Origin of the sequence: uncultured Dialister sp., from assembly GCF_937959425.1 — a bacterium.
Classification (GTDB): Bacteria; Bacillota; Negativicutes; order Veillonellales; family Dialisteraceae; genus Dialister.
Genome location: NZ_CALGPS010000149.1, coordinates 1 through 11095 on the forward strand (window position 1 = coordinate 1; position 11095 = coordinate 11095).

Consider the following 11095-nt stretch of genomic DNA (forward strand, 5'->3'; position numbering starts at 1 on the left):
AACTTCGCGGGGCCGCCGCTCTCGCGGCGACAGGTATGATGATACCATGGATGGGAGTTTGTGTCAACAGGGTTTTTGAATTTTTTTGCTTTGGTGTCACTTACGGCACTATGCTGTATTTCCAAAGTTTGACGGGGCTTCGCCCCGAAGGTTCTTAAGGTTCTGAAGTTTGACAGCGCCTCCGGCACTGAGGGTTGTGGTATTGCCGCCGGAGGCGGCAATGAGTATATGTTTAAAACCATACAACCGGGCTTCGCCCGTGGAAAACAAGCCAACCGCCCTGACGGGCGATGGAAATGCACTCCTTCTGCCGCAGGGCGGAATATAGTCATCGCCGCTCACAGCAGACTCTATCTCTCTTCCCCTTCTCTCCTGTATAATAATGACAGCTTTGGTTTCATATATTATATAAGGAGGTTCTCTATGCCCTACGTCAATATCAAGATTACGAAGGAAGGAAATGTTACGCCGGAGCAGAAGGCGCAGCTTATCAGCGGCGTGACCGGTCTTCTGGCTGATGTGCTTCACAAGAATCCTGCCACCACGGTGGTGGTAATTGATGAGGTTCCGCTGGAGAACTGGGGACTGGGCGGGGACCCCATTCTGGTGGCGAGGGAGAAAAGGAAAAAATAAAAAGGCCCCAGGGGCCTTGTATGAACAGGAAAGAGTATTCGCCGGCGGTCATGGGCAGAACAGGGAAGGCGGGGTCTCACCCTTCTACCCTTCCCTGATTTCCCATTGCGTCATGTTTCTATCCGCGAAATGACCATAGGGCGAAGAGGCGGGAAGTCTGATTTCTGTCCTCTGATTGTCTGACTTCTATTGTCTATCTTCTAATTTCTGCCATCTATCCCGTCCACCATATCCAGGAGGCGGGAGAGGACTTCTTCCTCTCTGCCCCGGTTTTCCAGTATCCGGTCTGCTGCTTTTCTATAAAGGGTGATTCTTTCTTTATAGAGGGCAAATACCTTTTCCGGCCCTTCCTTCAGGAGGGGCCTTTTTTCTACTTCCACGTCGCCTGCAATGTCTTCCGCTTTCCGGTCGATGAAGATGATGAGGCCCGTTTTGTGAAGTCTTTCCACATTGATTTCCCGCTTGACCACACCGCCGCCGGTGGCTATGATGAGTCCCTCTTTCCCGGCCAGGTCGCGGATGGTTCTTTCTTCCGCATCCCGGAAGGCTTTTTCGCTTTCTGCAAAGAAGCTCTTGATTGTCCGCTGTTCCTTTGCCTCCAGGTAGAGGTCCGCATCCACGAAGGGACGGGAGAGTCTTTCTGCCAGCGCCTTTCCGAAGGTGGTTTTGCCTGAGCCCGGCATGCCGATGAGGACGATGTTTTTCATTGGGTCATTTCCTCCACGATTTCATCTATTACTTTTCCGGGAATGTCCCTTCCCATCCAGATTTCCTCTGCCGCCATGGCCTGCATGACCAGCATGTACATGCCGTTGATTCGTCTGCCTCTGGCATCATGGAGGAGCTTCGTTTCCGCCGGATTGTAGATAATATCCACCACTTTGGGAAAAGCGGCGGCGATGTCCGAGGGGAGAGGGGATACGCCGGTTTTGGGATACATGCCTACGGGGGTGGCGTTCACCAGAAGGTATCTTTCCCCTTTTCCCTGCAGACTGTCATAGCTCTCGATTTTTACATTTCTTTTTTCTGCAAAGGAAAGGAAATCTTCATCCACCCTGTCCGGATGGCGGCTGATGACATGAATAGCGCCGGCCTTCCGGTCGAAGAGGCACTGGATGATGGCCCGGGACGCGCCGCCGTGGCCCAGCACCACCGCGTCTTTTCCTTCCATGCGGCAGTCGATGCGGTCAAGGGTGCGGGAAAATCCCATGTAGTCCGTATTGAAGCCCAGGAGCCTGCCCTTTTTGCAGGCGATGGTGTTCACGGCGCCGATGGTGGCTGCCTCCTTCGACAGTCCGTCCAGGAAGGGAATGACATCCACCTTGTAGGGAATGGTCACGTTCAGCCCGTCATAGGAAGCAAGAAGGGACGGCAGGTCCTTTTGCAATGTATCTTTCGGGATTTCGATGAGTTTGTAGGTGGATGAAATCCCCATCTTTTGAAATAGTTTTTCGTGAATCACAGGAGACAGGCTGTGTCCCAGCACTTCTCCCAAAAGGCCCAGTTTCATGGTTGGCTCCTTTCTATATGATGGGCGGCATTGCCCAAAGGGCCGCTGGGCGGCCCAGGTTCAGAGGATTCAGAGGGTTCAGAAGGTTCAAAAGAAAAAAAATGGGGGGCAGCTTCGCCGCAGGTTATGCAGAAGGGTTGTGTCCGCTCCGCCCAGGGGAGGACAGCCGCCTTCAGCGGCTGAGGCTTGTGAACCGCCCGACAGGGCGACGATTTTTATAGTCAGCGTTACGTGCTGAGGGTAGAGGCAGCAGCGGCTCGCAATTAGCAGTTAGCTGAGTTCGGCATGATACATTAAATTTATAAGCAAGAATAGCATTACGGCGATTGGCCGTCTAACGGCGGCCACCCCCTATCCGCCTACGGCGGACTTCCCCCTGTTCAGGGGGCAGAATAGGCCGTTCTACACTTACCATTAGAGGCATGGGATACGATAATGAGTGTCCTGCCCCCTGAGCGGCAGCGATGCACAGCGAACACATTTTGCGCTATGCGAGCTGGATTCGTAGGGGGCAAAGCGACACGCAAAATCCAGTGAGCCGTTTCCCCCTTTAGGAACACAACCCTTGTATACAACCTGCCGCGCCAGCGGCGCCCCTTTTCCCCTATCTGGAATACATCCCAGCGCCGCTATGTCTCCTTCCCTTACGCCTTACAGGCGGGATAGTTCCCCAGAATTTTGAAATAGGTGCACATGGACTTTAATCCCCGAAGGGTCTGGGCGTTGGAGGGATCTTCCAGGCGGCCCATGACATCGATGTGGAAGAAGTATTCGAAGGGTCTTCCTTCCATGGGGCGGGATTCCAGGTGGGTCATGTTCATGCCGCCGTAGAAGAAGTAGCCCAGCACGTGGTAGAGGGCGCCCGGTTCGTGGCGTACGGAGATGACCAGGGTGATTTTGTCCGCTTCCGGCTTGATTTCCATTTTCGGCCCGATGATGAAGAAGCGGGTGTAGTTGCTGGCGTTGAAGAAGATATTTTCCGCCAGCACGGTGAGGCCGTAGAGGCGGGCGGCGGTGCGGCTGGCCACGGCGGCCTGGTTCTTCTTTCCGTCCTGGGCCACTTTTTCAGCGCTCCTGGAGGTGGAGAAATAGGGCTTCAGCGTCCAGTCCCGGTGCTTGTTGAAGAAGGGGCGGCACTGGGCAAAGCCCTGGGGATGGGAGAAGACGGTGTCAATGTCTTCCAGCTTCGCTCCCGGCAGTCCCAAGAGGTTGTGCTCGATTTTCACAATCTGCTCTCCCACCACGGCACAGCCGTAGCGCTGGATGAGGTCGTACACTTCGGTGATGCCGCCGGTGGAGGAGTTTTCGATGGGCACCACGCCGTAGTCGATGTCCCCTTCCTGCACCGCTTTCACCACATCTTCAAAGAGAGGAAAATAGGATTCCTCTCTTTTTCTATTTCCAAACTGCTGCTCCATGGCTTCATAGGTATAGGAACCCTTGGCGCCGTAGCAGCCTACCCGAATCGCTTTATCCGACATGGGAATTCCTCCTGTCCGTAAGAATCAAATCCAGAATCACCAGGGCTGCCGCGTTTTCGATGACCGGAATGGCCCTTGGAATGATGCAGGGGTCGTGACGGCCGCCAATGGAAAGGTCCGTATCTTCCTTTGTTGAAATATTGATGGTCCGCTGCCGCTTGCCGATGGAGGCGGTGGGCTTCACCGCCAGGGTGAAGAGAAGGGGACTGCCGCTGGAAATACCGCCCAGCACGCCGCCGTTGTGGTTGGTGAGGGCCACGGGTTTCCCCTCTTCATAATGGAGGCTGTCATTGGCTTCAGAGCCATAGAGGGAGGCAAAGCCGAAGCCTTCTCCAAATTCGATGGCCTTCACCGCCGGCACGGAAAACATGATGTGGGCCATTTCACTTTCCAGGGAATCAAAGAAGGGGTCCCCCAGTCCCACCGGAAGGCCTTGGGCCATGCATTCCACCACGCCGCCTACGGAATCCCCTTCCTTCTGGGCGGAAAGGATGGCGTCTTCCATGGCCTTTCCCGCCGCTTCATCCACCACGGGAAGCTTCATGGTATCCAGCCTGTCAAACAAAGCCTTCTCCTCGCCTAATGGATGGAAGGGCCTGTCCTTGATGCCGTGAATCTCCAGGGCATGGGCGCCGATGAAAATGCCCTCCTTCTCCAGTACCTGCCGGGCAATGGCGCCGGCAAAGGTGAGGGGCGCTGTAATGCGGCCGGAAAAATGGCCGCCGCCTCTGTAATCGTTGAAGCCGCCATATTTCACAAAGCCCGTATAATCCGCATGCCCCGGACGCATGTGGTCCTTTAAAATGTCATAATCTTTGGAATGCTGGTTTCCATTCCTGATTTCCATGGCCATGGGAGTGCCGGTGGTGTGGTCATTGAAATAACCCGAAAGGATTTCGAAGCTGTCCTTCTCCTTCCGCGGCGTGGCCAGGTTCGAACTCCCCGGCGCCCGGCGGGCCATCTCCCGCCTCACCGCCTCGAAGTCAAAGGAAATCCCCGCAGGGAGGCCGTCAATCACGGCGCCGATGGCGGTGCCGTGGGATTCGCCAAAGATAGTGACTTTCAGTGTTTCTCCAAATGTATTGCTCATGGTGTTCTCCTGTAATAATTAGTGGGCTGGTGGTGATTTAAGGAAAAGGTTCTTAGGTTTGACCGGCCCCATGGGCCGGAGGGTTCTTAAGTTTGACGGGCCTGTGGCCCGAGGGTTGTGGATTGCCCTTCGGGCAATCATTTTATATGCCGCCTTTGCTCCGCAAAGGCCTATCCTCCGCCCTGCCCCCCAGCTCCTTCCAGTGGAAGGAGCCTGCGTTACGCGCTATACTTCCCGCCCTCAACTGTCATCTGAGCCGCAGGCGAAGAATGGCCGGAGGGAGGCGGGAAGTCTGACTGTCTGAGGTCTGACCGTCTGATTTCTGAATAACTCTCTTGCAATCGGGCATACAGCAAGCAGCCATTAGCCAGCGGTAAGCCGATAGCCGATAGCGGATAGCTTTCTCACTCTTCCACGATCTCCCCTCCCACTTTCCGGAAGTCTTCCCAGAAGCGGGGGTACGATTTCTTTACGCTTTCCGCCCCTTCTATGGTGAGGGGGCCGGTGAGCCTGGGGGTGATGGCAGCCATGGCCATGGCTATGCGGTGGTCGTTCCAGGAGGATACGGTGCCGCCGGAAAGGGCAGGTTTCCCCCGGATGACAAGGCCTTCGGGCTTTTCTTCTATGTCTGCCCCCAGTTTATGGAGTTCCACCGCCATGGCGTGGAGGCGGTCGCACTCTTTGAGCCGCACCCTGCCGGCGTGGATGATTTCCGTCACCCCTTCGCTTACGGCGGCCATGGCGGCAAAGGCAGGCACCAGGTCAGGCACGTTTTCCGCGTCCATGGTCATGCCATGCAGGCTGCTCCGGCTGGCGGCAAGTCCTTTTTCCGTCTTTTCCATATGACCGCCCATGTGCTGAAACAGGCTTACAATGGCCTTGTCTCCCTGAAGGGAGGTGTCGGAGAGGCCGGTGAGGGTGATATTTCCGCCGGAAAGAGCGGCGGTGAGCCAGAAGGCGGCCTGGGAGTAGTCTCCTTCCACGGCGAAGGTGCCTTTTTGATAGTGCTGTCCGCCGGGGATGTCATAGCGTCCCTCTCCCCTGTCGTAAATGGTAATGCCGTGGCGGGAGAGGGTGTCCACTGTCATATCCACGTAGCTCTTCGATTCCAGAGCCGTGGTGCTCTGCAGGACGGAGTCTTCTTCCGCCAGGGGAAGGGCGAAGAGAAGGCCTGTGAAGAACTGGGAGCTCACGTCGCCGGGAAGTTCGTAGAGACCGCCGGTGAGTTTGCCGGATACCTCCAGCGGAAGGCCTCCCTGGGTATGGTATGAAATCCCCTTTTTGTCAAAGAGGCGGTAGTAGGGAGTAAGAGGCCGCTCTGCCAGACGGCCGTGACCGGTGTAGACCACATGATTCCCGGAGGACAGGCCCAGGGGAATAAGGAAACGGAGGGTGGAGCCCGATTCGCCGGCGTCGGCATGAAGGATTCCTTCCTGCCTTTTAAGACCGCCGCGGATAGAAAGGGTGAGGCTCCCTTCTTCTTCCTTCTTTTCTATATCGGCCCCCAAAAGGGAAAGGATGCGTACCGTGGCTTCGATATCTTCGGACCAGGTGACGCCGGTGACCTCCGACACCCCTTCTGCCAGGGCGGCGGCTATGATTTCCCGATGGGTCATGCTCTTAGACGATGGTACCCGAAGGGTGCCGGAGAGGGGACCCGGGTGGATGGTGATTTTCATGAAATCCTCCTCAGCCTGTCACAATGTATTTGGAAAGTTCGTCGGTAGGAATGGTGAGAAGCTCCGCTTCCCCGATTTTCTTCAGCACCACCAGGGTAATGTTCTTTCCCCTTCTTTTCTTGTCGTGCATAATCTGGGGAATGAGTTCCTCCGCCGGAACGCCGATGGAGGTGGGGAGCGACAGCTTATGAAGCACCCGGATGAGGCGGCTGGCGGTGCCCTTTTCGGTGAGGCCCATCCTTTCGGTCTGCTCCGTCAAAAGGCTCATGCCCATGGCCACCCCTTCGCCGTGGGTGAAGGTGGAGTAGTGGAAATACCGTTCCACGGCGTGGCCGATGGTGTGGCCGAAATTGAGAATCTGCCGCTGGCCGTTGTCAAATTCGTCTTCCTCCACCACCCTTGTTTTCTGCAGCACGCTGTGGAGGATGATTTCTTCCATGCGGCTTTCCAGATCCGCTTCCGTTTCCAGGGATTCAAAGATTTCAAAAAGTTCCCGGTCTCCGATGCAGCCGTACTTCACCGCTTCCGCCAGTCCGTCATGGACGTAGCGGGTAGGAAGGGTCTTCAGCAGGTCCGGGTCGATGAAGACCCCTTTGGGCTGGTAGAAGGCGCCGGCCAGATTCTTCCCGCTGGGAAGGTCCACTGCCACCTTGCCGCCGACGGAGCTGTCAATCTGGGCCAGGATGGTGGTGGGAATCTGGAAGAAGGGAATGCCCCGCATGTAGGTGGCCGCCGCAAAGCCGCCCAAATCCCCCGGCACGCCGCCGGAGAGTGTGACAAGGGCGTCGCTTCGGGACATATTGAACTCCGATAAAGCGTCGTACACGTCGGCAAGGACCTTCATATTCTTGCTTTCCTCTCCCGCCGGAATGGCGATGACCCGCACGTCGAAACCCGCTTCCGTAAGCACATTCCGGATGCGCTCTCCATAGAGGGGTTCCACATGGTCGTCGGTGATGACGGCGATTTTTTCCGCCTTCGTGAGAGCGCGAATTTTGCGGCCCACCTTGTCAAGGAGGCCCCGCTCGATTTCAATCTGATAGGAATCTTTCCCAAGATTTACATTAACTGTTGCCACGATGTATCATTTCCCTTCTTCTTCTGCCCGCCTCTTCCAGAAAGGCGGTGATTTCCTCTTCCTTTTCTTCTGCAATGGCACCCCGGAGCTGCTGCAGCGCTTCGCTGAACCGGTCGATTTCCTCCAGGAGCTTCTCCCGGTTGGCCAGGAAAAGGGAGGTCCAGAGCTTTCCATTAATATCGGCCACCCGGGTCTCGTCCCGGAAGGAGCCTCCGATGAAATACTTTGTCTTTTCCGAATAGGAGCTGCTGTTCATGAGGGCGGTGGCCACTGCGTGGGTGAGGTCGCTGGTGTAGGCAATGGCCCGATCATGCTCCTCTGCCGTCACCACCGGCACATGGGCACAGCCCAGCTCCTCCGCCATGCGCTTCACCAGGGAAAGGTGGGCAGGGCTGTTCCAGGGCTCCGGAATGAGCACATAATTGGCGCCGTCAAAAATGGCGCCATCCGACTGGGCAAGGCCTGCCCCTTCCTTCCCGCACATGGGATGGCCGGACACGAAGTCCAAACCTTCCGGAAGGAGGGCCTTCACTTCCTTGGCAAAGCCGTTCTTCACGCCGGCAATGTCGGTGAGCACCGCCCTTTCATGAAGGAGGGGGAGATGCTCTTTGATAAAGGAGAGGGTCCCCTTCTCCGGCGTGCAGAAAATGACGATTTCCGCCTTCTTCAAATCCATGGGGTCGATAGAGTCCACGATTCCCATGGCCAAGGCCTCCTTCGCCACACTTTCCGTGCGGTTCAGACCAATCACCGGATGGCCCAGCTCCTTCAGCCTTTTGGCAAAGGAGCCTCCCATGAGGCCAAGGCCGATGACGGCGATGGGGATCTTTCTAAAGTCACTGTTCATAATGGTTTCCTTTGTATGGTAAGAATAAGGGTTCAAAGGGGGCGCGGCTGGCGCCGCAGGTTGTGTAGAAAGGTTGTGAAAAAAGGTTCTTAGGATTGACCGGCCCCATGGGCCGGAGGGTTCTTACGTTTGACGGGCCTTTGGCCCGAGGGTTGTGGTATCGCCGCTTCGCGGCGATGAGTATAAAGACAGCGTTACGTACCTACCTTCCCGCCAAACCCGTCATTCTGAACGAAGTGAAGAATGGCCGGTCGACCAACCAAAAGGAAAGCCCTCTTATGAGCAGGCTAAGGGCCAACTTTGGTCGACTCGCGCATTCTATGCAGAATGCGCGCAGTACATGTCGTATATGAGACAAATGGTAATAAATACCAGTCGGCGGGAAGGCGCCGCTAAAATCAGAGACGCAACAGGCAGCAACCAGCTGCCAGCTCCCGGCCGATTCCGGCTTGATGCCTTTGGATTCATAAGCAAGATATGCATCTCGGTGATTAGCGGCCTTTGGCCGCTTTCCCCCTTTGGTGCCTTACGGCACCACCTTTCCCCCGCAAGCGGGGGCACAACAACCCGTGCTTAAATTAGAGCAACTTATGAGATATCAGGCCCGCGAAGCTTTATTGTCCCACCACGAAGTGGAGGGGAAGGTGGTGGCGCCAGCCACCATAGGGGGCCTGCCGCAGGCAGTATTTATATTGCGCCCGACAGGGCGCCACCACAACCCTCAGACGCAGAGCGTCTGTCAAACCTGCGAACCCTCGGGGCGAAAGCCCCGTCAATCATAAGAACCTTTTCCCTTTGCGTCCGGGAATACCGGTAAGCATCGCAAGTGTCACAAAAGGCAGAGCCCCTATGAGCCCTGCCTTTTCTCCATTCCGAAAGAGCATGCAGGGCTTCTGATTACAGTTCTCTTCCCACAATGGGGGCCAGCTGTTTCAGCCTTCCCATGAGGTCATCAAAAGTCTTTGGCGTAATGGATTCCGCTCCATCACACCATGCATGTTCCGGATCATTATGAACTTCACACATAATGCCATCGGCACCGGCAGCAATGGCAGCCATGGCCATGGACGGTACCATTTCCCGATGGCCTGTGGCGTGGCTGGGGTCAACGATAATGGGCAGGTGGCTTCTTTCCTTCACCACTTCCACCGCCGACAGGTCCAGCGTATTTCTGGTCGCCTTTTCAAAGGTGCGGATGCCCCGTTCGCAGAGAATCACGTTGTGATTTCCTTCGGACATAATGTATTCCGCACTCATGAGCCATTCTTCGATGGTGGCGGACATGCCCCGCTTCAGGAGCACCGGCACGTTCAGACGGCCCACGGCCTTCAGGAGGTCGAAGTTCTGCATGTTCCTGGCACCGATCTGGATGATGTCCACGCCCTTTTCCAGGAACATACCGATTTTATCAGCACTCATGAGTTCCGTTACCACCGGCATGTTTTCCCTGTGGGCAGCGGAAATGAGAAGGTCCAGTCCTTTTTCTCCCAGCCCCTGGAAGGAGTAGGGAGACGTACGGGGCTTGAAAGCGCCGCCACGGAGCACCGCTGCTCCTGAAGATTTCACAGCTTTGGCAATGCCGCCGATCTGCTGTGGCGTTTCAATGGAGCAGGGACCTGCCATGACCACCAGTTTCTTCCCGCCGATTTTCACGCCCTTCACATCCACCACCGTATCGGCCGGATGGAAAGCGCGGCTGGCCCGTTTGTAGGGTTCCTGCACCCGCATCACCTTATCCACCCAGGGATTGCTGAGGAAATCCCTTTCATCCAGGGCAGACGTATCCCCCACAAGACCAAGCACTACTTTGCTGGAACCCTTGCTGCGGTCCACCTGGAATCCGCGGTCCCTCATTTCCTGTTCCAGCTGTTCGATAGCGGTAAGCGGTGCGTTCTGTTTCATTACAATAATCATGATGTTCCTCCTCTGCCTGTACAGGCTCCTTCAATTCTCCGGGATTTCCATCCCATTTCTCCTAACTCCTATCCTTCCATCCTTCTAAAAAGAAAAGGACAGGCTCTGTGAGTCTGTCCTTTCATTTTGGAAATACTTTATCTGGAAAGGGAACGAGACTCATCACAAGCGCAGCAAAAGTAACCGAAGCCATAATAATAGCTCCAGCCAAAGACATCATATGCCATTCCTGCGTTCATGGAATTGAGTCTCATGATTCCCTCTCCTTTCGTTAGAAGTTAGCTTAGTATAGGCTCATGGAATGGGTTTTGTCAAGGGGAAACTGCGGCTCCGGCGGTGGGAAGGGCTCAGAGGGGAAGGGGGCGCGGCTGGCGCCGCAGGTTATGGCCTGCTGACGCAGGCAGGTTATGTAGAAGGGTTGGGGGAAAAGGTTCTTAGGATTGACCGGCCCCATGGGCCGGAGGGTTCGCAGGTTTGACGGGCCTATGGCCCGAAGGTTGTAGATTGCCCTTGGAGCCACTGCGTGGCAGGGTTCTTAAGATTGACCGGCCTGTCGTCCGGAGGGTTCGCAGGTTTGACGGGCCTATGGCCCGAGGGTTGTGGATTGCCGCTTCGCGGCAATAAGTTTTTAATGACGCCTGTCGGCGGCCGACAGGCAGCATATACTCATCGCCGTCAGGCGATACCACAACCCTCAGACGCGAAGCGTCTGTCAAACCTAGGGAAGCGCTGATTCAATCACTGTCTGCTTTTATTCTTGAATTTTTATGTAATGCGAGGAATGGGGCGACGCGAATAGCAAGCTATTTAGTGGCTGTTAAAAAACCACCCTTTGCAAAAATAGACTAAAACACCCTCAAAAT

9 protein-coding genes are annotated in these 11095 nt (G+C 55.7%); 1 reads left to right on the top strand and 8 read right to left on the bottom strand.

From position 1 onward, the window contains the following. Positions 1–423 precede the first annotated feature (423 nt). Positions 424–633 (top strand): 4-oxalocrotonate tautomerase family protein, encoded by a 210-nt coding sequence (locus tag Q0482_RS06225; RefSeq protein WP_296982511.1) that lies wholly within the window; start codon positions 424–426, stop codon positions 631–633. A gap of 200 nt (positions 634–833) precedes the next feature. Here Q0482_RS06225 and Q0482_RS06230 read toward each other — a convergent pair whose 3' ends face one another. From Q0482_RS06230 to aroF, 8 genes are all read right to left on the bottom strand, one after another. Continuing rightward, a complete protein-coding gene (locus Q0482_RS06230) occupies positions 834–1340 on the bottom strand; it encodes a shikimate kinase (protein ID WP_299144757.1) in 507 nt (168 codons plus the stop codon). Further along, entirely contained in the window at positions 1337–2143 is an 807-nt protein-coding gene (locus tag Q0482_RS06235) for a shikimate dehydrogenase (protein ID WP_299144759.1), read from the bottom strand. Before Q0482_RS06235 ends, Q0482_RS06230 begins: the two co-directional genes overlap by 4 nt. Positions 2144–2787: 644 nt before the next feature. After that, positions 2788–3624, bottom strand: a complete 837-nt coding sequence (pheA, locus tag Q0482_RS06240; protein WP_299144761.1) for a prephenate dehydratase — start codon at positions 3622–3624, stop codon at positions 2788–2790. Continuing rightward, positions 3614–4714, bottom strand: a complete 1101-nt coding sequence (gene aroC / locus Q0482_RS06245; protein WP_299144762.1) for a chorismate synthase — start codon at positions 4712–4714, stop codon at positions 3614–3616. Before aroC ends, pheA begins: the two co-directional genes overlap by 11 nt. Positions 4715–5118: 404 nt before the next feature. Continuing rightward, on the bottom strand, positions 5119–6393 hold the full coding sequence (gene aroA / locus Q0482_RS06250) for a 3-phosphoshikimate 1-carboxyvinyltransferase (protein WP_299144764.1): 1275 nt from the start codon (positions 6391–6393) through the stop codon (positions 5119–5121). Positions 6394–6403: 10 nt separating this feature from the next. Then, positions 6404–7471 carry a 3-dehydroquinate synthase gene (gene aroB / locus Q0482_RS06255; RefSeq protein WP_299144766.1) on the bottom strand — a complete coding sequence of 356 codons (1068 nt, stop codon included), beginning with the start codon at positions 7469–7471 and terminating at the stop codon, positions 6404–6406. Further along, entirely contained in the window at positions 7458–8354 is an 897-nt protein-coding gene (locus tag Q0482_RS06260) for a prephenate dehydrogenase (protein ID WP_299144768.1), read from the bottom strand. The genes aroB and Q0482_RS06260 overlap by 14 nt, the downstream gene beginning before the upstream one ends. 861 nt (positions 8355–9215) lie before the next feature. Next, a complete protein-coding gene (gene aroF / locus Q0482_RS06265) occupies positions 9216–10232 on the bottom strand; it encodes a 3-deoxy-7-phosphoheptulonate synthase (protein ID WP_299144770.1) in 1017 nt (338 codons plus the stop codon). Positions 10233–11095: the final 863 nt, after the last annotated feature.

Excerpts from the sequence above, each read along its gene's own strand:
- Q0482_RS06225 (WP_296982511.1), top strand. The coding sequence starts at position 424 with ATGCCCTACGTCAATATCAAGATTACGAAGGAAGGAAATGTTACGCCG.
- Q0482_RS06230 (WP_299144757.1), bottom strand. The coding sequence starts at position 1,340 with ATGAAAAACATCGTCCTCATCGGCATGCCGGGCTCAGGCAAAACCACC.
- Q0482_RS06235 (WP_299144759.1), bottom strand. The coding sequence starts at position 2,143 with ATGAAACTGGGCCTTTTGGGAGAAGTGCTGGGACACAGCCTGTCTCCT.
- pheA (WP_299144761.1), bottom strand. The coding sequence starts at position 3,624 with ATGTCGGATAAAGCGATTCGGGTAGGCTGCTACGGCGCCAAGGGTTCC.
- aroC (WP_299144762.1), bottom strand. The coding sequence starts at position 4,714 with ATGAGCAATACATTTGGAGAAACACTGAAAGTCACTATCTTTGGCGAA.
- aroA (WP_299144764.1), bottom strand. The coding sequence starts at position 6,393 with ATGAAAATCACCATCCACCCGGGTCCCCTCTCCGGCACCCTTCGGGTA.
- aroF (WP_299144770.1), bottom strand. The coding sequence starts at position 10,232 with ATGATTATTGTAATGAAACAGAACGCACCGCTTACCGCTATCGAACAG.